Genomic DNA, 21,124 nt, shown 5'->3' on the forward strand with positions numbered 1-21,124 from the left:
CGCCCGTCCCGCTGCGCGCCGCCCCGTCACGCCACGGCCCGCGGGGGCCGGTCGGGACCCCCGCCGCAGGAGGCCCCGCACGGAGGGACCGCACGACGCGGCCCGGGGAGGACCGGAGCCGGTCCTCCCCGGGCCGTCCCCGGTCAGGGCAGGCGCAGGCTCAGGCTCGTGGCGCCCGCGGGGGCCGACGCCAGGGTGCCGCCGTCCCCGTCGGCGGCCTCGGTGGAGGGGGCGGCGGGGACGGCTCCGGGCGCGCCCACCAGGAGGACCCTCCACCCCCGGGCCGGGGCCGGGTCGGCCTCCACGGTGACCCGGTCCTCCGAGCGCGAGACCCGGAAGACGGCGGCGTCGGAGCCGTCGGCGGCCGGCACGGTCACGACGGTCGGCGCGGCCGGGGCCCCGGCCCCGTACACGCGCAGGGTCAGGCCGTCCGTGTAGTCGTAGTCGGGGCGGTCGCCCACCGCGCCGACGGGCAGGACCGCGCCCGGCCGCACCAGCAGCGGCAGGGAGTCGAAGCCGTGGACCTCGCGGCGCCACCCCGGGCCCCGCACGGTCTCCCCCGTGAGCAGGTGGGTCCACACCCCCTCGGGCACGTAGTACTCGACGGAGCCGTCGGGGCTCAGCACGGGGGCGACGAGCAGGTCGCCGCCCAGCATGTACTGCGTGTCCAGGTGGTGGCAGGTCGGGTCCTCGGGGAACTCCAGCACCATCGCGCGCATCACGGGCGTGCCCCGCCGGTGGGCCTGGACGGCGGCCCCGAACAGGTAGGGCATGAGCTCGCACTTCAGCCGGGTGAACGCGCGGGCCACGTCGGTCGACTCCTCGTCGAACTCCCACGGGACCCGGTAGGAGCGGCTGCCGTGCAGCCTGCTGTGCGAGGAGAGCAGGCCGAACGCGAGCCAGCGCTTGAACAGCCCCGGGTCCGGGGTGCCCTCGAAGCCGCCGATGTCGTGGCTCCAGAAGCCGAAGCCCGACAGCCCCAGCGACAGTCCTCCGCGCAGGCTCTCCGCGACGGCCTCGAACGTCGAGGCGCAGTCCCCGCCCCAGTGCACGGGGAAGCTCTGGCCGCCCGCCGTCGCGGAGCGCGCGAAGAGGACCGCCTCGCCCTCGCCCCGTTCGCGCAGCAGCAGGTCGAACACCGTCGCGTTGTACAGCTGCGTGTAGTAGTTGTGCATGCCGTGCGGGTCGGAGCCGTCCGACCACACGACGTCGGTCGGCACCCGTTCACCGAAGTCGGTCTTGAAGCAGTCCACACCCATGTCCAGCAGGGGCTTGAGCTTGCCGGCGTACCACTCCCGGGCGGCCGGGGACGTGAAGTCGACCAGCGCCATCCCGGCCTGCCACATGTCCCACTGCCACACCGTCCCGTCCGGCCGCCGGACCAGGTGCCCCAGTCGGGAGCCCTCCTCGAACAGCGCCGACCGCTGGGCGATGTAGGGGTTGATCCAGACCGAGGTCCGCAGCCCCTTGGCCTTGAGCCGGGAGAGCATCCCCACGGGGTCCGGGAAGACATCCGGGTCCCAGACGAAGTCGCACCAGTGGAACTCGCGCATCCAGAAGCAGTCGAAGTGGAACACGCTCAGGGGCACGCCCCGGTCCGCCATGCCGTCGACGAACCGGTTCACCGTGTCCTCGTCGTAGGAGGTGGTGAACGACGTGGACAGCCACAGCCCGAAGGACCACTGCGGGGGCAGGGCGGGGCGGCCGGTGAGCGCGGTGTACCGGTCCAGCACCTCCTTGGGGTCCGCCCCGTGGACGACGTAGTACGTCAGGGCGTGGTCCTCGACGCTGAACTGCACGCGGCCCACCGACTCCGAGCCGACCTCGAACGACACCGGTCCGGAGTGCGCGACGAACACGCCGTAGTTGCGGTTGGTCATGTAGAAGGGGACGTTCTTGTAGGCCTGCTCGCTGTTCGTTCCGCCGTCGGCCTGCCAGATGTCCACGGTCTGGCCGTTGCGCACGAACGGGGTGAACCGCTCGCCCATGCCGTACACGAGCTCGCGGATCCCCAGGGAGAGCTGTCCGAGCATGTGGTGGGAGCCGTCCGCGTCCTCGACGAAGCCGGTCCCCTTCGCGTCGACGCCGGTCAGCGTGGCGCCGTCGGCGCTGAACTCCATCCGCCACGGGCCGTCGGTGCCCACCGTCAGCGAGAGCCCCCCGCTGGTCAGCTCGACGGTGGAGCCGTCGCGCCGGACCGAGGCGGCGCCGGGTGCGCCCCGGACGTCGAACTCGGGCGTGGGCCGCACCGAGCCCGCCAGGTGGGTGGTCCGGACGCCGATCACGCCGGGGGCCGGCGACCAGCAGTCGACCGTCACCAGCGCCGTGTTGAGCGTGTCCCCGCGGTGGCCGATGGGGCGCACCGGCGCGTAGAGGGTGAAGCGGTCCCCGTCCACGCGGACGTCGCGGACCTCGCGCGCGTAGTGGGCGCGCACGCCCTCCCTCATCTGCCAGAAGCCGTCGGTGAACTTCATGGGCGGACTGCCCCTCTCGTCTTGGTGTCGGTTCGCCGTCGGTTCCGACGACGGGTCACTTGAGCGCTCCGCTGGAGATCCCGGCCGCCACGTACCTCTGCGCGACGACGAGCAGCACCGCGGCGGGGACGGAGGAGAGGACGGCCGCGGCCATCACGGCGCCCCAGTCGCCGACGTGCGCGCCGATGTACTCGTAGATGCCGAGCGTCACGGGCTTCACGGCGTCGGTCGTGTTCAGGGTCAGCGCGAAGAGGAAGTCCGACCACGCGAACAGGAAGGTGAACAGCCCGGCGGTGATCAGCGCGTTGCGGCTCATGGGCAGCACGATCGAGACGAGGACGCGCAGCCGTCCGCCGCCGTCGATCATCCCGGCCTCGATCACCTCCTCGGGGATGGACACCATGAAGGCGCGCAGCAGGACGATGGAGAAGGGCAGGCCCAGGGACGCGTCCGCCAGGATCAGCCCCAGGTAGGAGTTGACCAGCCCCAGGCCGACGTAGGCGTTGTAGAGCGCGTTGGCGACGACGATGCCCGGGACCATCTGGGTGATGAGGGTCGCGAACACGATCGTGTCAGCGCCGCGCAGCCGGAAGCGGGCCAGGGCGTAGGCCGCCGGGGCGGCCACGGTGAGGCAGACCGCCACCGAGCCGAGCGCCACCAGGACGGAGGTGAGCAGGTTGCCCGCCTGCGACTCCCACGCCCGCTGGAAGTTGCCGAGGTCGAGCGAGCGCGGGAACCACGGGAGGCCGGCCGCCGAGGCGCCCGGCTGGAGCGCGGTGTTGACCATCCAGTACAGGGGGAAGAGCAGGACCGCCAGGACGAGGACCCCGACCACGAGGCTCACGGCGTCGCCGCGCGCCTTGCGGGTGGTCCGCGGCCGGCGCCGGGGGGAGCCCCCCGGCGTCCGCTGCCGCCGGGTCGTGGCGCCCGGGGGGCGGGCCGCGTCCCCGGTACCGCTGCGCAGTGCGCTCATCGGTTGACACCTCCGCGGTTGGCGCGCAGATAGACCGCAGCGAAGACCATGCTGAGGACGATCAGGACGTTGCCGACGACGGCGCCCTGGCCGAAGTCGAGCCGGAGGAACGACAGCTGGTAGGTGAGGGTGCCCAGCGTCTCGGTGGAGTGCGCCGGCCCCCCGTTGGTGAGGGCCAGGACCAGGTCCAGGATCTTCACGGTGGACATGAAGCCCAGCACCAGCACCACGGTCACGACGGGCCGCAGCAGGGGCAGCGTCACGGAGAAGAAGGACCGGAACGGGCCCGCGCCGTCCAGGACGGCGGCCTCGCGCAGTTCGGCGGGGATCTCCTGGAGGCCGCCGTAGAGGATCACCATGTTGAAGGGGACCCCGATCCAGATGTTGACGAGGACGACCGACAGGAGCGCCTGGTCGGGACTGCTCAGCCAGGGGACGGCCGAGGAGGTGAGGTGGAGCGCCTGGAGCGCCTCGTTCAGCACGCCGGTCTCCTGGTCCAGGACGCGGCGCCACACGGTGCCCGCCACCACCATGGGGATCAGCCACGGCAGGAGGAGCAGGGAGCGCATGACCCCCGAGAGCGGGAACCGGCGGCTGAAGAAGAGGGCGAGCGCCATGCCGATGCCGAACTGCCCGGCCAGGGAGCCGACCGTGAACAGGAGGGTCCGCCACAGCGAGGCGCCGAACAGCTCGTCGGAGAAGACGGTCCGCCAGTTCTCGAGGCCGTTGAAGGGCGCCTCGCCCGTGAAGTAGGTGGAGAACGTGTAGTCCTGGAAGCTCATCACCACGTTGCGGACCAGCGGGTACCCGAAGAACAGCAGCATGTACGCCAGTGCGGGGGCCACGAACAGCCACGGTGTGAGGGCGCGCCGCCGCGGCGCGGGGGTCCGTGTCCTCATGACCGTCCGCCCGTCTGCGACTCGACCTGCTCCTGGGCCCTCTCCATGGCGTCCTGCGGACTCGCCCGGCCGGTGAGGGCCGCTTGCAGCGCGGTGCCGATGGCCTGGGAGTAGGTGTTCCACTCGGTGCCGACGTGCTCGGTCCTGCTGCGCGCGGTGGACACCTGGTCGACGAAGGGGGAGAGCTCCGGGACCTCGTCGCGGTACCGCTCCGCCGCCCAGGGGTCCAGGGGCACGTTGCTGCCCTTGGTGGACCAGTCCAGCTGCGCCTCCGGCGTGGTCAGGCAGGCCACGAGTTCGGCGGCGACCTGCTCGCGGCCGGGGTCGGCGGCGTTGACCGGCACGGTGTACGCCTCGCCGCCGATGGGGGCGACGGAGGTGTCCCCCTCCGCGGGGACGGGGATCTCCGCCACCGCCCACGCGCGCTCGGGGTGCTCGCGCAGGACCGGCATCTGCCAGGGGCCGTTCACCATCATGGCGGCGTTGCCCGCGATGAACTGGTCGTTGGCGTCGGCCTGGGTCCAGTTGACGACCGACGGAGACACCGACCCCTCCTCGACCAGCGAGACGACGTACTCCAGCGCCTCCACCGACGCGGGGGAGTCGAGTTCCCGCTCGTCGCCGCCGTTGGACCACAGCCACGGCAGGAACTGGTAGACGCCGTCCTCGGTGGCGAGGGCGCTGATGGCGAGGCCGTAGCGGTCGCCCTCGGTCAGGGCCGCGGCGGCCGTCCGCAGCTCCTCCCAGGTCGCCGGCGGTTCGATCCCCTCCCGCGCCAGGAGGTCGGCGTCGTAGAAGAGGCCGATCGAGTTCACCGACCGGGCCGCGCCGTAGTACACGCCCTCGTAGCTGCCGAAGGCGAGCGCGCTCTCGGTCAGCCCGTCCGTGGGCAGGCCGAGCCGTTCCAGGGGGACCAGGCCGCCGGCCTCCGCGAACTGGGGCAGGTCCGAGCCGTCGAGGGAGATGACGTCGGGGAGGGAGTCGGAGGAGGCCATCCTCAGGGCCTTGGGGACGAGCTGGTCGGCGGGCACGCTGAGCTGGTGTACCTCCACGCCCGCCCGGTCGCCGCAGGCGTCCATGACCTCCTGGTCCCAGGAGTGGTAGGGCTCGTCGGTCCCCGAGTTCATGATCGTGTACACGTTCGGGTCGCGCTCGGCCGCGCAGCCGACGAGGGTCAGGGCCATCGCCGCCGAGCAGGCGGCCGCGCGGACGCGGCGGTGCGGAGGCGGTGGCGGGGGGTGGTGTGGGTGCATCGGGGCCCTCTTCGGCGGGGGGGGCGGTGCGGTCGCGCCGTGGCGCGGGCCGCGGGGGGTGTCGCCGTCGGCCCGGTGATCGGATCACCGGGCCGGGTCGGGCGGGGTCGTCGGAGGGCGGGGAGGCTCGGTCTGCGGAGGACCCCGCCACCCGGGGGGTCGCCGTCGTAGGAACTCGTCAGCCGGTGTCGAATCGATTCGACAGCGGGGTGCGGGGGTGTGTCGAAGCGCTTCGACAGCAGCCCCATCGTAGGAACCCCGCCCTGGTGTGACAAGACCCCCTCGCCCCGTATCTCCTCCGGGGCGAGGGGGTCGCGGCGCGGGGCCGGGGCGGGCGGTCGGCCCGGACGGAGGGGCCTGCCGCCCGGCAGGCCCCTCCTCCTGCGGCTCCCGAACGTCGCGGAGCGGTCGTACCCGGCGGCCTCAGCGCAGGCTGGCGCCGTACACGTGGTCGACCGTCATGGTCATCAGCACCCTGCGCTCGGAGACCATCACCGCCCGGTACTCGTCCCAGTCCGGGTGCTCGCCGGCGGCGAGGCGGTAGTAGCCGACCAGTGCCTCGACCTCGGGGCCCTCGGGGTCCGTGCCCGGGCCGGTCAGGGAGGCCACGCCTTCGGCGGTGGCCCACGCGCGGCCGTCCCCGCTGGTCACCTCCAGCGTGGCGCGGGGATCCCGGCGGAGGTTGGCCGTCTTGGCGCGCCCCTCCGTGACCGAGACGTGGATGACGCCCGCCTCCCGGTCGTAGAAGGGCATGACGGGCGAGAGCTGGGGGCGGCCGTCCGCCTTGATGGTCGCGAGGACGCCGAGCCGGCTCTCCGCGAGCAGGGTGCGGGGATCGAACGTTGTGGCTGTCATGCCGGGAGCCTAACCGGGCACGGGCGGCCGTCGCCGTAGGACGTGCGGTCGCGGGGCGGACGGGGGGAGGGCGGCCGGGGCCGCCGCGCGGGGCCTGCGTGACGCGGAGCCGGCTCCGGCGTAGGGTGTGCGGCACCGAACGGCCGGGCACCGTCCGGCCACCGCCACCACCCCTGGAGGCAGGTATGCGCCTGGTCTGCGTGCTCGACGCCAACGACCTCGAGGAGACGGCCCGGTTCTGGTGCGGGGCCCTCGGCTTCGTGCGGGAGGAGACCCGGCGGCACCCCTCCTACCTCGCCCTCCTGGACCCCGGTGGGCGGTGGCCGGACCTGCTGCTCCAGAAGGTGCCCGAACCCTCCCGGGGCAAGAACCGCATGCACCTGGACATGGTCGTGCCCGACCTGGAGGCCGAGGCGAAGAGGGTGGTCCGGCTGGGCGCCCGGAGGGTGCGTCCGACCTTCGAGGAGGCGGGGGACCTCATCGCGGTCCTGGCCGACCCCGAGGGCAACGAGTTCTGCCTGGTCCAGCAGCTCGAAGGAGCGCGGGAGGCGTAGGCGGGCCCGTCCGCGGCTATGCGGGCCGCGGGCCGTAGGCGATCCCGGGGAGGCCGGGCAGGACGGCGAACGCCGCGCGCAGGCGGCGCGCGAGGTCGTCGGCGCCGGGCGTTCCGGCCTGGGCCCCCCAGTCGCCCAGCGCCTGGTTGAAGGACGCGACGAGCATGTCGAGCGCCAGCCGCGCCCCCAGGTCGTCCGGGGCGGGGAGCTCGAGCCGCCGGTACAGGATCGCCATGGCCGAGCGGGTCGTGCGGTCGCAGAAGTGGCGGGCCTGCGCGTCCATCGACGGCGTCCGCTCGGCCAGCCTCTGGCTGAGCAGGAGCTGCCGCGTCCATCCTTCGTCGCCCGTCCGGTCGAGGGCGGCCAGGAGCCCCTCCTGGAGGAACCCCAGGAGCGTCGAGTCCCCGGGGGAGCGGGTCTCCAGCTCGCCGAGACAGGCCGTCCACAGGTCCCGGCCGGGGGCCAGGGCCACGTCCTCCTTGCTGGTGAAGTTCCGGAAGAACGTGCGCTCGGAGACCTCGACGGCCTCGCACAGGTCGTGGAGCGTCGCGCCGTCGAAGCCGTGTTCGGTGAACAGCTCCAGGGCCGTGGTGACCAGCCGCTGCCGGGTGAGGAGCTTCTTGCGTTCGCGCAGGGACAGGGACGGCCGCGGTGAAGAGGGGGACGAAGGGGACGTAGCGGTCGACATGGCGGTCAGCCTAGCATGCGCTTCACAGGTAAATGCTGGTTGACGGCTTATGCCTATGACCGGCACTATTGTGGCCGTTGCCCTGTTCATCGCTCGGAAGGCGGACCTCCCATGCGCGCACTGCTCGTCGACCACTCGGTTCACGGAGGGCTGCGGCTCGGCCGGGTCCCTGACCCCCGTCCGGAGCCGCACCAGGCGCTGGTCCGCGTGACGGCGACCTCCCTCAACCACGGCGAGGTCTCCGGTATCCGGAAGGCGCCGGAGGGGGCCGTGCTCGGCTGGGACGCCGCCGGGGCGGTGGAGCGGGCGGCCGCCGACGGCTCGGGGCCTCCCGCCGGCACCCCCGTGGTGACCCTCGGCGCCGACGGGGCGTGGGCCGAACTGCGCGCCGTGGACACCGCGATGGTCGGAACCGTCCCGGCGGGGGCCGACCCCGGGGCGATCAGCACCGTTCCCGTCGCGGGCGCCAGCGCGCTGCGCGCCCTGCACCGCATCGGTCCGATCCTGGCCAAGCGGGTGCTGGTCACCGGGGCCTCGGGCGGCGTCGGCCGCTACGCCGTCCAGCTGGCCAGGCGGGGCGGGGCCCACGTGATCGCGTCCACGGGAGCGCCCGAACGCCACGGCGACGGCCTGCGCGCCCTGGGCGCGCACGAGGTCGTCGCCTCCCCCGACCGGGTCGCCGAGCCGGTGGACGGGGTGGTGGAGCTGGTCGGCGGCCGACAGCTCGTGGACGCCTACGGCCTCCTGGCGCCGCACGGAACCCTCGTCGCCGTGGGCCACTCGGCCGCGGAGGGGGAGGAGTTCCCCTACGGTGCGCTGATCGGCGACGGCGGGCGCCACGACCGCTCGCTCGTCACCTTCTTCCTCCCCGCCGCCCCCGGGCTCGCCGCCGACCTGACGTGGCTCGCGGCCCGGGTGGCCGCGGGCGAACTCGACCCGCAGACGTCCTGGCGCGGCGGCTGGGGCCGGGCCGCGGAGGCGGTCGAGCTCCTGCTGGGCAGGCAGCTGCACGGCAAGGCGGTCCTGGACCTGCTCTGAGGGCCCGCCCGTCCCGGATCGGCCGGGGCGGGCGGCGCGGCCCTTCCCGGCTCACCCGGCGGCGAACAGCTGCCTGTAGTGCGCGACGAGCTCCTCGTCCGGTCCGGTCCCCTGCGGGGCGGGCCGCCCGCCGAGGGCCGCGGCGAGACCCTCCAGGCACGTGTCCCACCCCGCGGCCGTGTTCGCCGTCCACTCCGGGTCGACGACGGTGTTGGACAGCCGCAGCACGCATCCGTCCCCGTCCTCCTCCAGGGTCCAGCGCAGGTCCTCCCCGGCCCAGTGGAACGCCAGGGTGCGCGGCGGGTCGAACTCCGTGACGGGCGCGGTCTCCGGCTCCTCCCCGGGGAAGGTCAGCGTGAGGGCCCCGCCCTCGCGCGCGTCGATCTCCACCCGGCACGGGAACCAGCGGCTCAGGGCCTCGCCGGTCGTCAGGGCGGCCCAGACGGCCGCCCTGGGGTGCGGGTAGCGGCGCGTGAAGTGCAGGACGGGAGAGCCCGGCGTGCTCGTGTCGACGCGGACGTGCGTGGTCATCGCGGTGGCCCTTCGTGCGTACGGGTGGAGTCGAGGTGGTCGCCCAGGTCCTGGAGCCTGTCGGTCCAGAAGGCGCGGTACGGGTCCAGCCAGGCGTCCACGCCGCGCAGTCCCTCCGCCCGCAGGCGGTAGCGCCGCCCCTGGCGCTCGGCGCTCTCGGAGACGAGCCCCGCGGTGCGCAGGACGCGCAGGTGCTTGGAGACGTTGGGCTGCGACATGCCCAGGGCGGCGACCAGGTCCTTGACCAGCATTCCCTCGCTCTCGCGCAGCGCGTCCAGGATGCGGCGGCGGCTGGGTTCGGCGAGAACGGAGAAGAGGTCGGGCATGCAGTCAGTATGCCTCCTCAGTTATATGCCCGTCAAGGCATGAATGTGTTGCCGGCTTCCGGTCAGGGGAGGGGAACGGAGCCGCCGCGGGCGCGGAGCAGCAGTTCCCGGCCCGCGTGCCGACCGGCTCCGCGCGCGGGGAGCGCCGGGCGGGCGCGGCCGGGGGCGTGCCGGTCCCCGGCGCCCGCCGTGCCGGGAACGGCGGGCCGCGGGCGGATACGATGCGGCTCCGACCGTGACAGCGCGTCCGAGAGGAGCCGGGATGAGGGCCAACAGGATTCCGACCGAGGAGATCAGGCGGGAGCCGGCGGCGTTCGACGACAGGGTCACCGCGGACGGCCGGTTCGGCCGGGCCGCCGAGCCCGGACGCTTCCGGCTGGTGGTCAGCCGGGCCTGTCCCTGGGCGCACCGGGTCGTCGTCACGCGGCGGCTCATGGGCCTGGAGGGAGCGGTCTCCCTCGCCGTCACCGACCCCCGGCAGGAGGACATCGACGGGGACCCGCACTGGGTGTTCACCGAGGAGACCGGCAGCCCCGGGGACAGGGACCCCGTCCTCGGCATCCACGCCCTGCGCGAGGCCTACCTCGCACGCGACCCGCACTACGACGGCGGTGTCAGCGTCCCCGGCCTGGTCGACGTGGACAACGGGCACCTGGTCTCCAACGACTACGACCGGCTCTCCCTGGACATGGCCACCGAGTGGGGCGGCCTCGTCAGGGACGGGGCGCCGGACCTGTACCCCGCGCCGCTGCGCGACGAGATCGAGGCCCTGGGCGCGGACGTCTACCGGGACCTCAACAACGGCGTCTACCGCGCGGGCTTCGCACCGGACCAGGCGCACTACGACGCCGCGGTCGCCGGGGTCTTCGCCCGCCTCGACGCCCTGGAGGAGCGCCTCGCCTCCCGGCGCTACCTCGTCGGCGACACCGTCACGATGGCCGACGTCAGGCTGTTCACGACCCTGGTCCGGTTCGACTCCGTGTACCACGGCCACTTCAAGTGCAACGTCAGGAAGCTGGCCGAGTACCCGGCGCTGTGGGCCTACGCCCGCGACCTGTTCCAGACGCCGGGCTTCGGGGACACCACCGACCACGACCACATCCGCATCCACTACTACTACGTGCACACGGGCATCAACCCGACCAGGATCATCGCCGCGGGTCCCGATCCGCGGGGCTGGCTCACCGCCCACCACCGCGAGGAACTCGGCGGGAGCCCCTTCGGCGCGGGGACCGCGCCGGGCCCGGTGCCCGAGGGCGAGCGCGTATGACCGCCGCCGGCGGAGGAGCCGCGGGCCCCGGCGGCCCCCGCCCGCGCAGGTACGACCTGGTCCTGTTCGGGGCCACCGGGTTCACCGGCGGGCTCACCGCCGAGTACCTGGCCCGGCACGCGCCGGCCGGGACCCGGTGGGCGCTCGCGGGGCGCGACGAGGGCCGGCTCGCCGCCGTGAGGGAGCGGCTGGCGCGGGCCGACCCCGCGCTGGCGGGCCCGGACCTGCTCGTCGCGGACTCGGGAGACCCGGTGTCGCTGAGGGCGGTCGCCGAGGCGTCCCGGGTGGTCGCGACGACGGTCGGGCCCTACATCCGCCACGGCGACGGGCTCGTCGCGGCGTGCGCGCGGGCGGGGACGGACTACGTCGACCTGTGCGGCGAACCCGAGTTCGTCGACCGCACCTACCTGCGCCGGCACGCCGAGGCGGTCGACAGCGGGGCCCGGATCGTGCACAGCTGCGGTTTCGACTCCGTGCCCCACGACCTGGGCGCGTACTTCACCGTCGGCCTTCTCCCCGAGGGGGTCCCCCTCCGGGTGGAGGGGTTCGTCAGCGCCTCGGCCGCCGTGTCCGGGGGCACGTTCCACTCGGCGGTGACGGCGTTCTCGCGCCTGGGGGCGGGAGCCGCGGCCGCCCGGCGGCGCCGGGAGCGGGAGCGGTCGGAAGGGGACGGCGGCCGCAGGGTGCGGGGTCTGCCCCCCGTACCGCGCCGGGAGGGCAGGCTCGGCGTCTGGGCCCTGCCGCTGCCCACCGTCGACCCGCAGGTCGTCCTGCGCTCCGCCCGGGCGCTCGAACGCTACGGGCCCGACTTCTCCTACGGCCACTACGCGGCTGTCGGGAGGCTGCCGAGCGCGGTCGGGATCGCCGGGGGCGCCCTGGGCCTGGCGGCGCTCGCGCAGGTACCGCCGGCGCGGGAGTGGCTGCTGAAGCGGATGGGGGCGGGTGAGGGACCGTCGCCGGAACGGCGCGAGCGGTCGTGGTTCACGGTGGTGTTCCTGGGCGAGGGCGGCGGTGAGCGCGTGGTCACGGAGGTGTCGGGGGGAGACCCGGGCTACGGGGAGACCGCGAGGATGCTCGCGGAGTCCGCGCTGTGCCTGGCCTTCGACGACCTCCCGCCCGTGGCGGGGCAGGTCACCACGGCCACCGCCATGGGGGACGCGCTGACAGCGCGGCTCCCGGACCTGGGGTTCCGGGTCCGGGCCCACTGGTCGTAGGGACGTGCGGACCCGGAGCGCACGCGCGGCCGCGGCGGGGCCGCCGTGCGGGAACCGTGCCCGCGGGGCGGCGGGGGGTCGTGTGCCCCGGCCGCGGGAGCCGCGCCCCGGAGGGGAGGCGCGAGCGGGCCCTCAGAGGGCGCGGGCGTGCTCGCGCAGGATCCGGACGGCCTCGGCGACGGCGGGGCGGCGCGAGGTCCCCGCGCGCCAGAGCACGGACACGCCGCGCACCGGGCAGGGGTCCAGCGGCTTGACCACGACCGTGCCGGGGAGGTCGCCGCGTCCCAGGCGGGGGACCAGGGCCACGCCCAGGCCGGCCCCGACCAGGGCGATCTGGGTCTGGTACTCGGCCACGAAATGGGCGAAGTCGGGCTCGGTCCCCACGGAGCGCAGTGTGCGCGTCAGCCAGTCGTGGCAGACGGTCCCCGGCGGCTGGCAGATCCAGCGGGCGTCCGCCACGTCCTCGCGGTGCAGGACCGCCCTGTCGGAGAGCGGGTGGTCGCGGGGCAGCAGGACATCGCACCTGTCCTCGCCGACGACCTCCCGGGACACCCCGTCGGGAACGGTCATCGGCGCGATGTCCCAGTCGTGGACCACGGCCAGGTCCACCGTGCCCTGGGCGACCATGTGCGGGGTGGCGTGGGGGTCCTCCTCGAACAGGCGCAGGTCGAGAGCGGGGTGGGTCGCCGCCAGTTCGGCCAGCACCCCGGGGAGCAGGCCCCGCGCGGCCGTCGAGAAGGCGGCCACGGTCAGCCGCCCGGTGGGCCTCCCGCGCTGCTCCTCCAGCGCCACCTCGGCCTCCTCCACGAGGGAGAGCACCCGGGCGGCCGTGCCCACGAGCGTCCCGGCGGCGTCGGTGAGCACGACCCCCCGCCCCCGGCGCTCCAGGAGTGTGGTCCCGGTCTCACGTTCGAGCTTGGCGATCTGCTGGGAGACCGCCGACGGGGTGTAGCCGAGCGCCTTGGCGGCGGAGCTGACGGAACCGTGGACGTGCACCGCATGCAGGGAGCGGAGCCTGGAGAGGTCGAGCACGGGAGCGTCCTCCGTCGGTCGGGCACCGTTGATCGTTCAGCACCGCTGAAGAGAAGTATGTAGGACATTTCGCTGGTGCTTAAACCAGGGGTCCCCCCATCATCGGTTCCATGCGTCCCCTTCACACGTTCCTCGCCGTCCTCGTCGCCCTGGTGTGGGGAGTCAACTTCGTCGTCATCGAGGTCGGCCTCGACCACTTCCCGCCGCTCCTGTTCTCCGCCCTGCGCTTCCTGGCGGCGGCCCTTCCCGCCGTCTTCTTCGTGCGCCGCCCCCGCGTGGCCCTGGGCTGGGTCGTCCTCGTGGGCCTGGTGCTGGGCGTGGCCAAGTTCGGACTGGTCTTCCTCGGCATGGACCTGGGCATGCCGGCCGGACTGGCGTCCCTGGTCCTCCAGGTCCAGGCGGTGTTCACGGCGGTCATCGCCGCGGTCCTCCTCGGGGAGAGGCCCGGTCCCGTCCGCTGCGCGGGGATGGCCGTCGCCCTGGGAGGGATCGGCGTCGCCGCCTACGACCAGGGCGCCACGGGGCCGGTGGCGGGCTTCGTGCTCGTCGTGGCCGCCGCCGCGTTCTGGGGGCTGTCCAACGTGCTGACCCGCAAGGCCGCGCCCCCCGACGCCCTGAGCTGGATGGTCTGGGTCAGCCTGGTGCCGCCGCTGCCGATGTTCGCCCTGTCGCTGCTGGTGGAGGGGCCCGAGGCGGGTCTGGCCGCGCTGAGGGGACTGGACCCCGCAGGGGTGGGCGTGATCGTCTACGTCGCCTGGATCTCCACGCTCTTCGCGTTCGGGGTGTGGGGGTTCCTGCTCCGCCACTACGACGCCTCCACCGTGGCCCCCTTCTCGCTGCTGGTCCCGGTGTTCGGCATGTCCTCGGCCGCGCTGCTGCTCGGTGAGAGGGTCACCCCGCTGAGCCTGGTGGCGGCCGTGCTCCTGGTCGGCGGGGTCGCGCTCGCCTCGCTCGGCCGCCGGGGCGCCGGGCGCGGCGCCCCGCCGGTCCCCGGTGCGGCGGCGCCCCCCGCTCCCGTTCCCGGGGCGGAGGGCGACCCGGACGGGCCCCGCCCGGTCCCCGTCCCGGGGGCCTAGCCGGGAGCCGCGCCCGGTTCGGGCCGTTCCGGCGGGCGCCGGGCGAAGTCCGGTGCGTGCTCGGGGCGCAGGCCCACCCCGATGAGGCGGGCGGGCACGTACGCGAGCCGGGGCACGCGTGTCAGGAGGGCCAGCAGCGGAGCGGGCGGGCCCGGCCGCCTGCCGCGGATGATCGGCTCGACCATCCCGCGGTGCATCATCCGCTGCAGGAGCTGGACGCCGACGGTCGGCAGGAGGCGGCGCCTGCGGACCGCCGCCAGGTCGCGGCCGGTGACCGACCGGTGCAGGAGCGGCCGGGCCAGCAGGGCGGCCGCGGCCACGGCGTCCTGCACGGCGAGGTTGATGCCCACGCCCCCGACCGGGGACATCGCGTGCGCCGCGTCGCCGATGCACAGCAGCCCGTCGGCGTGCCAGCGCCGCAGCCGGTCGAGCCGCACGTCCAGGTGTTTGACCTCGTCCATGGACCCCAGTGCCCCGACGCGGTCGGCCAGCTCCGGCATCAGTTCGGCGATGTCGTCCCGGAAGGCCGAGATACCCCTCCCGCGCAGCGCGGCGTCGGTGCCCTTGCGCGCGATGTAGGCGAGTTGGAGGTAGCCCTCGCGCGGGATGACCAGGGCGAACCGGCCCCGGCCCGCCCGCGGCGTCAGGGCCCTGCCGTCCGCCGGATCCCCGGGCAGCCGGAACCACCAGGCGTCGATCCCCACGGGGAACTGCCGGGTCGGCAGGCGCGCCTCGCGGCGTGCGAGCGACCAGCGGCCGTCGCAGGCCACCGTCAGGTCGGCGCGCAGGACCCCGTCCCGGCCCGGGGCCCCGTCCTCCCCGGTGTCCCCCGGCCCTTCGGCGCGGGGCCGGTGGCGTACGCCGACGACCCGGCCGGCCTCGCGCACCAGACCGGTGGCCTCGGTGCTCATGCGGAGCGTGAACCCCGGTTCGTCCCGGCCGGCCTCGGCCAGCAGGTTCAGCAGGTCCCACTGCGGGACCATCGCGATGTAGGGGTGGCGCACCCGTAGGAGGCGGAAGTCCGCGACGGTCACCGTGCGTCCGCCGCCGACGGGGAACGCGGCCCCGCTCAGCCTGCTCTGCGGGAGCCGGGCGAACCGCTCGCCCAGCCCCAGTTCGTCCAGCAGGTCCATGGTGGAGGGGTGGACGGTGTCCCCGCGGAAGTCCCTCAGGAAGTCGGCGTGCTTCTCCAGCACCGTCACCTCGACGCCGGCGCGTGCCAGGAGCAGCCCCAGGACCATCCCGGCGGGGCCGCCGCCGATGATCGCGCAGGTCGTTCTGTCGTTCATCGGGACTCCCGGGAGGTCGTCGGGGCGGTCGGGCGGTGTGGGCCCGCCGGCGCGCCGCGGGCCGGCTCGGGCGGGGCGGCGGACGTGTCGGCGGTGACTGCGGTGGGCGGGCTGTGCATGGACGACTCCTCGGGATCAGTCGGTGCGCGGCTCCGGCGGGATCGCGGCGGCCCTGAGGAACGCGTCGGCGAACACCGCGCAGGTCTCCTCCGGGTCGGGGAGATCCGCGCCCGGCACGCCCCGGAGGGCGGGGCGCAGTATCGAGTGGACGGCGATCGGGCCGATCATCTGCTGCATGAGCAGGGGGACGGGCAGGTCGCGGATGCGGCCCGCGGCGACCTCCCCCGCGAGCCACGCGCCCAGTCCCGCGAGCATCCGCGGGAAGACGAGCCGGGAGACGAGGTCCGCGGCGGGGCCCTCGGGCCGGGCGAACACGTCGGCCAGGAGGGCGGGCAGCACACGCGGTTCCCGGCCGAGCCCGGCCGCCACCAGGCGGTAGATCCCGTGGACCCGCGTCCGGAGGTCCTCCCCGGGCCGGGCGACCGCCTCCTCCAGGTCGAGGATGGGGCTGTACCGCTCGAACACCGCCCGGAGGAGCCCGTCCCGGCCGCCGAAGGCCGCGTAGAGGCTGTGCACCGAGCACTCCGCGGACGCGGCGACCGCCTCCAGCGTGGCGGAGGCCAGGCCCTGTCCGCTGATCAGCCCCGCCGCGGCCTCGACGGCGCGCGCCCTGACCGGACGCCTTCCGCCGGGGTCGACGCCGGCGGCGCGCACCGCCTCGTCCAGGGCCCCGCGGGAGCCTCCGACGCGGCGCAGCAGGGTGCTGCGGGAGACGCCCGCCTCCTCCGCGATCGCGACCAGGGGCACGTCGGCCACATCCTTCCCCAGGTTCTCGGCGGCGCGGACCGCCGCGCCCACGAGGTCGTCCGGAACGGTGCTGCGTGTTGGTTCTGACATCCTTTTCAAGGTAACCCGTAACCGAGTTCCAGACAAGGGGGCGGGAGCGCGAACCCGTCGCGCTCCCGCCCCGTGCCCCGTGCCTCCTGCGCCTCGCGCTCCTCACGCGGCGCCGGGGGTCAACCGTCCGTCTCCGGCCTCCTCGCCGTCGCGAAGCGCGGGCGCTCCGTCCCCGGCGGGAGCCCGTCGGGGGTCTCCAGCGGTGCGAGCAGCTCGAAGAGCTCCCGGCGCAGTTCCTCCAGCAGGTCGGCGGGGAGGTGTTCGTAGAAGGACCGGATGCCGGTGGACCAGGTCCACTCCCACCACGCGGCGGTGTCGCGGAAGACGAACCGCGCGGTCTCCTCGCGGGCCCGGACGTCGGTGAACCCCGCCGCCTCCAACAGGGCTCCGGGGTCCACGCCGTAGATCCTCCGGCGGAAGACGGGGCTCCCGGAGCGTTCGGCGTAGGACCGGAAGACCTCCCGGACCTCCTCGACGTCGCCCGGCACCAGGGTCATGGACGGGACCGAGACCGCGCAGCGCCCTCCCGGCCTGAGCGCGCGGCGGAAGCCGTCCACCGCGGCCCCGGGGTCGGGCATGACGAACAGGGCGAAGGCGCACAGCACCACGTCGTAGGAGGACTCCGGGACCGTGAGGGCCTGGGCGTCCATCTGCGCGGCCCACGCGTTGGCCGTGCCGCCCGCCTCGATGTCCGCCGCGAGGTGCGCCACCATCGCGGGGGAGAGGTCGACGCCGTCGACCCTGCCCCCGGGGCCGACGCGCTCCGCGGCCGGGAACAGGCACGCGCCCCGGCCGGCGGCGACGTCGAGCACGCGCTCGCCGGGAGCGGGCGCCGCCAGGTCCACCAGACGCCGTCCGAACGTCCGGAAGTAGGCGACGTGCGGGTCGTACCCGGGGGCGCACCTGTCGTACACCGAGACGTTCACCCGGGGAGGCCCGTTCACCGGACGCTCCTCGTGGTCGGGGCCTGCGCCAGGGACTCCTTCAGGACCGCGGCGATCGTGTCGATGTCCTCCTCGGTGTGGGCCGTGCTCAGGAACCAGGGCTCGTCGGGGTTGGGGTGGAAGTACACCCCGCGCCGCTGGCAGGCGGACTGCAGGGCGCGGTGTGCGGCGCGGTCCACCGCCGACGCCTCGTCCAGGAGGGCCATCGACAGCACGGAGCCGACCCGCTCGAACAGCACCGGCCTCCCGGCGGCGGTGGCCGCCTCGCGGACGCGGTCCTCGGCGTACGCGCCCAGGGCCTCCAGGTCGTCGTAGAGGTTCGGAGCGGAGCGGATCTTGGTCAGCGTGGCGGCGACGGCGCGCAGCGCGGCGTGGTTGCCCGCGTAGACGCCCGCGTGGAACGCCTCGTAGGTGGTGAGCGGTTCCATGGCCTCGCGGGACCCGCCGAATGCCGCCACGGGGAAGCCCCCGCCCATCACCTTGGACAGCACGGTCAGGTCGGGGACGACGCCGTACCGCTCCTGGGCGCCTCCGCGTGCCACCCGGAACCCGGTGATCACCTCGTCGAAGACCAGCACCGCGCCCTTCTCCCGGGTGCGCAGCCTCAGCAGTTCCAGGAAGCCGGGGGCCGGGGGCACCACCCCGGCGTTGGCCAGGACCGGCTCGCAGAGGACCGCGCCCAGCTCACCGCCGTACTCGGCGAACACCCGCTCCACGGCGGCCGCGTCGTTCCAGGGGACCTGGATCGTGTGGTTCATCGCCTCGGGGATCATCCCCGCCGCGCCGGGCCGGGGGCGGTGGCCCTCGGCCCCCGGGGCGCGCAGCAGGGTCTCGCTCCAGCCGTGGTAGTGCCCCTCGAAGGTGAGGAGCAGGGGGCGGCCCGAGGTCGCGCGCGCCAGGCGCACCGCCGACATCAGCGCCTCGGTGCCGGAGTTGGCGAACCGCAGCTGCTCGACGCCGGGGACCAGTTCGGCCACCAGGCCCGCCGCCTCGCGGTCCAGGCGGTGCGGCAGCCCCGTGAGGTGCCCCCGCCCGAACTGGTCGGCGATCTGGTCGGTGACCTCCCGGTCGGCGTAGCCGAAGACGTGCGGTCCGTAGCCCATGTTGGCGTCGATCAGCTCGTTGCCCTCCACGTCGCGGATGCGGCAGCCGGACGCCGACTCCACGACGAGGGGCGTCACGACGCCCCTGGCCCGCATGTTGCTGCTGACCCCGCCCGCGACGACCGTGTGGATGCCGTCGTAGGCCGCCTTGTTGGAGGCCGGGGCCGTCGCGTTCGTGCTGGTGTCCGTCATCGGTGTCTCTCCTACTGTGTCGCGTTCGCGGTCGCGTGGCGGGCTCCGGCGCCGGCCGGGGCCTCCGTGCCGAACCGGTCGGGTGGGAAGGGGGCGAGCAGGGGGTCGCGGCGGTCGTACACGATCTCCTCGGCGGCGAGCCTGCCCAGGAGCGGGCCGAGCGTCGCCCCGCTGTGGCTGACGGCCTCGTAGTAGCCGGGCACGGCGTCCAGGAACCCGACGCTGGCGTGCCCGTCGGCCGGGTAGGCGCGCGTCCCGAGGCGCACCCGTTCCGGGCGGGCGCCGCGGAGGCCGGGCAGGACCGCGGCGGCGCGGCCGACCAGCTCGGCGAGGAGTTCGTCGAGCCGCCGGGCGCAGGGGCGGGCCGTGCCGATGCGGGCGTCGACGGTGTCCGACCGCACCAGGACGGAGTCCGGGCCCGACGGGCGGACGCTGACGTCCGGGCCCAGCAGCATGGCGTCCGTCGCACCGGCCAGGGGGAGGTCGGCCAGAAGGCCCAGGGTGGGCCCGAGGGTGAGCGGTCCGCCGACGAGTCCGGCGACCTCCTGTCCCTGCGCCCCGGCGGCGTTGACCACCACGTCGGTCTCCACCGTGCCGCCGTCGGCGAGGCCGACGGCGCGCACGGTTCCGTCCGCGTCGGTGCGCACCGCGGCGGCCTCCGCCCCGAACCGGACGTCCGCCCCGCGGCCCCGGGCCTCGCCGAGCAGCCAGGCCGCCATGGGGGGCAGGTCGACCCACCCCTCCTCGGGCAGGCGGGCGACCAGTGCCGGCAGTGCCGCGGGGCCGACCCCGGCCGGGAGCCCGGTGCGGGCCGGGTCCGCGCAGTGGGCCGTGTACCCCCACCCCGCCGCGGTGGCGGCGGCGTCCTCCAGGCGCGGCGGGTCGTCGCCCCAGACCAGGCTCGGGCACGGGTGGAATCCGGGGACGCCCTCGGCCCGCAGCCGGTGGAGCTCGTCCAGCCCGGCGCGGTTCAGCTCGAAGTAGGCCCGGGGTGCCTTGCCGAACGCCGTGGCACGGGCGAAGGAGGCCGCGCTCGTGACCGAGGCCGGGACCGGCTCCCGCTCCAGGACGGTCACGCGCGCCCCGGCGAGGGTGAGGTTCCACGCGACGGAGGCGCCGATGATCCCCCCGCCGACGACGGTCACCTTGCGCATGCGTCGTCCTCCTCCGGTGTCGTCCGCGCGTCCTCGGCGGCCGGCGGCTCCCCGTCCCAGCCCACGGGTCCCTCGGGCCAGGCCGCGTCCACGACGCGGTGGCGCGAGGGCGTCGGCCACCCGGTGCGGACGCCGCCGGTGAGGTTCACCAGGACCGGGGCGTCCGGGGGGAGCGTCCCCTCGCGCCGCATGCGCACCGTTCCGGCCAGGGCGGTCGCGCTGGCGTAGCAGACGCTCACCCCCTCGGTCTCCTCCAGCAGGTCGCGGGCCTCGCGGATCTCGGACTCGTCCACCGCGAGGATCCTGCCCCCGGTGGTGTCGCAGACGTACCGGATGTAGGGGTAGGTCCGGGTGGGGTCGCCCCGCAGGATGGCCTCGGCGATGCCGTGCGGCTCCCTGACGACGTGCCGCTCGGAGATGGCGGACGCGCCCTCGTGGTAGGCGTGCGCCATGGGGGCGCAGCTCTCCTGCTGCACGGCCACGAACCGGGGGAGCGCGGACAGCCGGCCCAGGAAGCGGTACTCCAGGGCGCCCTTGTAGGCGCCGAGGAGGCCCATGCCGCTGCTGACCGCCTGGAACACGTACTCGGGCGGCGCGTCCATCTGGTCGAACGCCTCCAGGTAGGCCAGTTTCAGCCCCTCCCTGCGGGCGAGGTTGAAGAACCCGCCCTCGAAGAAGGCCCCGGTGCGGTCGGCGAAGCGGCGTGCGGCCGCGCCCGCCGAGACGAAGTCCCCCTCGACCAGGTACGTCGAGACCGCGTCGTGGTCCGGGTAGTTGAGCCGGTGGCGGAAGCGCCGACCGCAGAAGAGCGCCATCTCGACCCCGTCGAGGAGCTGGACCCCGCGCGCGTAGGAGGTGGAGCTGTTGCCGGTGGAGGCCATCACGAACCGCTTCACGCCGAGTTCGGCGAGGCGGGACAGTCCCACGGAGGCGATGCGGTCCTTGGTGCTGAGCGTCGGGTTGGCGCTCTCGTCCTTGAGGACGAGCCGGGAGAGCCCGACGCGTCGGCCGAACTCCTCGGCGGGGAAGCACGGCGTGTCCCCCTCGCCGAGCCAGGCGGCGCTGTCCCGGGAGCGCAGGGGGAGCAGGTCGAAGTAGGTCTGGAGGGGGTTGTGTCCCTTTTCGAGGGATACGGAACCGAGGTCATGAATGGCGTCGACGGCTCCGCCGCATTCGCCGCACCGGTTCGCCGGGCCGTCGTCCTTCCACCGGCCGCAGACCACGCACGCCAGTGAGAAGCCGCTTCCCCGGCGGATGGACGAGGAATCTCTCATGAGTGCTTCGTAGTGCAGGTTGAACCCC

General features: G+C 74.6%; 20 protein-coding genes. 5 read left to right on the plus strand and 15 right to left on the minus strand.

Annotated elements, in window-relative coordinates; all coding sequences use genetic code 11:
* Positions 1-143 precede the first annotated feature (143 nt).
* The 5 genes from yicI to ABZ234_RS14720 form a co-directional block, all read right to left on the minus strand.
* Positions 144-2,474, minus strand: a complete 2,331-nt coding sequence (yicI, locus tag ABZ234_RS14700) for an alpha-xylosidase (protein ID WP_355012357.1) — start codon at positions 2,472-2,474, stop codon at positions 144-146.
* Positions 2,475-2,529: 55 nt separating this feature from the next.
* Positions 2,530-3,447 (minus strand): carbohydrate ABC transporter permease, encoded by a 918-nt coding sequence (locus tag ABZ234_RS14705; protein WP_344178777.1) that lies wholly within the window; start codon positions 3,445-3,447, stop codon positions 2,530-2,532.
* Positions 3,444-4,346, minus strand: coding sequence for a sugar ABC transporter permease (locus ABZ234_RS14710; RefSeq protein ID WP_267945686.1), 903 nt, complete (start codon positions 4,344-4,346; stop codon positions 3,444-3,446). Before ABZ234_RS14710 ends, ABZ234_RS14705 begins: the two co-directional genes overlap by 4 nt.
* Positions 4,343-5,599, minus strand: coding sequence for a sugar ABC transporter substrate-binding protein (locus ABZ234_RS14715; protein ID WP_352985966.1), 1,257 nt, complete (start codon positions 5,597-5,599; stop codon positions 4,343-4,345). Before ABZ234_RS14715 ends, ABZ234_RS14710 begins: the two co-directional genes overlap by 4 nt.
* A gap of 423 nt (positions 5,600-6,022) precedes the next feature.
* Positions 6,023-6,454 carry a PPOX class F420-dependent oxidoreductase gene (locus tag ABZ234_RS14720; RefSeq protein WP_267945684.1) on the minus strand — a complete coding sequence of 144 codons (432 nt, stop codon included), beginning with the start codon at positions 6,452-6,454 and terminating at the stop codon, positions 6,023-6,025.
* A gap of 185 nt (positions 6,455-6,639) precedes the next feature.
* On the opposite strand from ABZ234_RS14720, the gene ABZ234_RS14725 reads away from it, so the two are divergent.
* Positions 6,640-7,008 carry a VOC family protein gene (locus ABZ234_RS14725; RefSeq protein WP_355012358.1) on the plus strand — a complete coding sequence of 123 codons (369 nt, stop codon included), beginning with the start codon at positions 6,640-6,642 and terminating at the stop codon, positions 7,006-7,008.
* A gap of 16 nt (positions 7,009-7,024) precedes the next feature.
* Here ABZ234_RS14725 and ABZ234_RS14730 read toward each other — a convergent pair whose 3' ends face one another.
* A complete protein-coding gene (locus ABZ234_RS14730; protein WP_355012359.1) occupies positions 7,025-7,696 on the minus strand; it encodes a TetR family transcriptional regulator in 672 nt (223 codons plus the stop codon).
* 111 nt (positions 7,697-7,807) lie between these two features.
* On the opposite strand from ABZ234_RS14730, the gene ABZ234_RS14735 reads away from it, so the two are divergent.
* On the plus strand, positions 7,808-8,734 hold the full coding sequence (locus tag ABZ234_RS14735) for a zinc-binding dehydrogenase (RefSeq protein ID WP_355012360.1): 927 nt from the start codon (positions 7,808-7,810) through the stop codon (positions 8,732-8,734).
* Between the two features lie 51 nt (positions 8,735-8,785).
* Here the strand turns inward: ABZ234_RS14735 and ABZ234_RS14740 are convergent, their stop codons facing one another.
* Together ABZ234_RS14740 and ABZ234_RS14745 are read right to left on the minus strand one after the other, a co-directional pair.
* Positions 8,786-9,265, minus strand: coding sequence for an SRPBCC family protein (locus tag ABZ234_RS14740; RefSeq protein ID WP_355012361.1), 480 nt, complete (start codon positions 9,263-9,265; stop codon positions 8,786-8,788).
* Positions 9,262-9,591, minus strand: coding sequence for a metalloregulator ArsR/SmtB family transcription factor (locus ABZ234_RS14745; RefSeq protein WP_355012362.1), 330 nt, complete (start codon positions 9,589-9,591; stop codon positions 9,262-9,264). The genes ABZ234_RS14740 and ABZ234_RS14745 overlap by 4 nt, the downstream gene beginning before the upstream one ends.
* Before the next feature lie 262 nt (positions 9,592-9,853).
* Here ABZ234_RS14745 and ABZ234_RS14750 point away from each other — a divergent pair, with 262 nt between their 5' ends.
* Both ABZ234_RS14750 and ABZ234_RS14755 read left to right on the plus strand, forming a co-directional pair.
* Positions 9,854-10,861, plus strand: coding sequence for a glutathione S-transferase C-terminal domain-containing protein (locus tag ABZ234_RS14750; RefSeq protein ID WP_355012363.1), 1,008 nt, complete (start codon positions 9,854-9,856; stop codon positions 10,859-10,861).
* Positions 10,858-12,075, plus strand: a complete 1,218-nt coding sequence (locus ABZ234_RS14755; protein ID WP_355012364.1) for a saccharopine dehydrogenase NADP-binding domain-containing protein — start codon at positions 10,858-10,860, stop codon at positions 12,073-12,075. The genes ABZ234_RS14750 and ABZ234_RS14755 overlap by 4 nt, the downstream gene beginning before the upstream one ends.
* Positions 12,076-12,207: 132 nt before the next feature.
* Here ABZ234_RS14755 and ABZ234_RS14760 read toward each other — a convergent pair whose 3' ends face one another.
* Positions 12,208-13,107, minus strand: coding sequence for a LysR family transcriptional regulator (locus tag ABZ234_RS14760; protein WP_267945676.1), 900 nt, complete (start codon positions 13,105-13,107; stop codon positions 12,208-12,210).
* 110 nt (positions 13,108-13,217) lie between these two features.
* On the opposite strand from ABZ234_RS14760, the gene ABZ234_RS14765 reads away from it, so the two are divergent.
* Positions 13,218-14,183: an EamA family transporter gene (locus ABZ234_RS14765; RefSeq protein ID WP_355012365.1), complete on the plus strand. Its 966-nt coding sequence runs from the start codon at positions 13,218-13,220 to the stop codon at positions 14,181-14,183.
* Here the strand turns inward: ABZ234_RS14765 and ABZ234_RS14770 are convergent.
* The 6 genes from ABZ234_RS14770 to ABZ234_RS14795 all read right to left on the minus strand — a co-directional run bounded on the left by ABZ234_RS14770 (position 14,180) and on the right by ABZ234_RS14795 (position 21,096).
* Complete coding sequence (locus ABZ234_RS14770) at positions 14,180-15,472, minus strand: FAD-dependent oxidoreductase (RefSeq protein ID WP_355012366.1); 1,293 nt, start codon at positions 15,470-15,472, stop codon at positions 14,180-14,182. The genes ABZ234_RS14765 and ABZ234_RS14770 overlap by 4 nt on opposite strands.
* A 135-nt stretch (positions 15,473-15,607) precedes the next feature.
* Positions 15,608-16,429 (minus strand): TetR family transcriptional regulator, encoded by an 822-nt coding sequence (locus tag ABZ234_RS14775; protein WP_344178764.1) that lies wholly within the window; start codon positions 16,427-16,429, stop codon positions 15,608-15,610.
* Between the two features lie 119 nt (positions 16,430-16,548).
* Complete coding sequence (locus ABZ234_RS14780) at positions 16,549-17,373, minus strand: methyltransferase domain-containing protein (RefSeq protein ID WP_355012367.1); 825 nt, start codon at positions 17,371-17,373, stop codon at positions 16,549-16,551.
* Entirely contained in the window at positions 17,370-18,668 is a 1,299-nt protein-coding gene (locus ABZ234_RS14785) for an aspartate aminotransferase family protein (RefSeq protein WP_355012368.1), read from the minus strand. Before ABZ234_RS14785 ends, ABZ234_RS14780 begins: the two co-directional genes overlap by 4 nt.
* 11 nt (positions 18,669-18,679) lie before the next feature.
* The gene (locus ABZ234_RS14790; protein ID WP_355012369.1) at positions 18,680-19,822 is read right to left on the minus strand and encodes an FAD-dependent oxidoreductase; all 1,143 of its coding nucleotides are present in this window, start codon (positions 19,820-19,822) and stop codon (positions 18,680-18,682) included.
* On the minus strand, positions 19,810-21,096 hold the full coding sequence (locus tag ABZ234_RS14795) for a pyridoxal-phosphate dependent enzyme (protein ID WP_355012370.1): 1,287 nt from the start codon (positions 21,094-21,096) through the stop codon (positions 19,810-19,812). The genes ABZ234_RS14790 and ABZ234_RS14795 overlap by 13 nt, the downstream gene beginning before the upstream one ends.
* Positions 21,097-21,124: the final 28 nt, after the last annotated feature.

Origin of the sequence: Nocardiopsis sp. NPDC006198, from assembly GCF_040613895.1 — a bacterium.
In the GTDB taxonomy this organism is placed as follows: domain Bacteria; phylum Actinomycetota; class Actinomycetes; order Streptosporangiales; family Streptosporangiaceae; genus Nocardiopsis; species Nocardiopsis tropica.

Bases quoted from the DNA above. Each gene is read 5' to 3' on its own strand.
- yicI (WP_355012357.1), bottom strand. From the start codon at position 2,474: ATGAAGTTCACCGACGGCTTCTGGCAGATGAGGGAGGGCGTGCGCGCC.
- ABZ234_RS14705 (WP_344178777.1), bottom strand. From the start codon at position 3,447: ATGAGCGCACTGCGCAGCGGTACCGGGGACGCGGCCCGCCCCCCGGGC.
- ABZ234_RS14710 (WP_267945686.1), bottom strand. From the start codon at position 4,346: ATGAGGACACGGACCCCCGCGCCGCGGCGGCGCGCCCTCACACCGTGG.
- ABZ234_RS14715 (WP_352985966.1), bottom strand. From the start codon at position 5,599: ATGCACCCACACCACCCCCCGCCACCGCCTCCGCACCGCCGCGTCCGC.
- ABZ234_RS14720 (WP_267945684.1), bottom strand. From the start codon at position 6,454: ATGACAGCCACAACGTTCGATCCCCGCACCCTGCTCGCGGAGAGCCGG.
- ABZ234_RS14725 (WP_355012358.1), top strand. From the start codon at position 6,640: ATGCGCCTGGTCTGCGTGCTCGACGCCAACGACCTCGAGGAGACGGCC.
- ABZ234_RS14730 (WP_355012359.1), bottom strand. From the start codon at position 7,696: ATGTCGACCGCTACGTCCCCTTCGTCCCCCTCTTCACCGCGGCCGTCC.
- ABZ234_RS14735 (WP_355012360.1), top strand. From the start codon at position 7,808: ATGCGCGCACTGCTCGTCGACCACTCGGTTCACGGAGGGCTGCGGCTC.
- ABZ234_RS14740 (WP_355012361.1), bottom strand. From the start codon at position 9,265: ATGACCACGCACGTCCGCGTCGACACGAGCACGCCGGGCTCTCCCGTC.
- ABZ234_RS14745 (WP_355012362.1), bottom strand. From the start codon at position 9,591: ATGCCCGACCTCTTCTCCGTTCTCGCCGAACCCAGCCGCCGCCGCATC.
- ABZ234_RS14750 (WP_355012363.1), top strand. From the start codon at position 9,854: ATGAGGGCCAACAGGATTCCGACCGAGGAGATCAGGCGGGAGCCGGCG.
- ABZ234_RS14755 (WP_355012364.1), top strand. From the start codon at position 10,858: ATGACCGCCGCCGGCGGAGGAGCCGCGGGCCCCGGCGGCCCCCGCCCG.
- ABZ234_RS14765 (WP_355012365.1), top strand. From the start codon at position 13,218: ATGCGTCCCCTTCACACGTTCCTCGCCGTCCTCGTCGCCCTGGTGTGG.
- ABZ234_RS14770 (WP_355012366.1), bottom strand. From the start codon at position 15,472: ATGAACGACAGAACGACCTGCGCGATCATCGGCGGCGGCCCCGCCGGG.
- ABZ234_RS14775 (WP_344178764.1), bottom strand. From the start codon at position 16,429: ATGTCAGAACCAACACGCAGCACCGTTCCGGACGACCTCGTGGGCGCG.
- ABZ234_RS14785 (WP_355012368.1), bottom strand. From the start codon at position 18,668: ATGACGGACACCAGCACGAACGCGACGGCCCCGGCCTCCAACAAGGCG.
- ABZ234_RS14790 (WP_355012369.1), bottom strand. From the start codon at position 19,822: ATGCGCAAGGTGACCGTCGTCGGCGGGGGGATCATCGGCGCCTCCGTC.
- ABZ234_RS14795 (WP_355012370.1), bottom strand. From the start codon at position 21,096: ATGAGAGATTCCTCGTCCATCCGCCGGGGAAGCGGCTTCTCACTGGCG.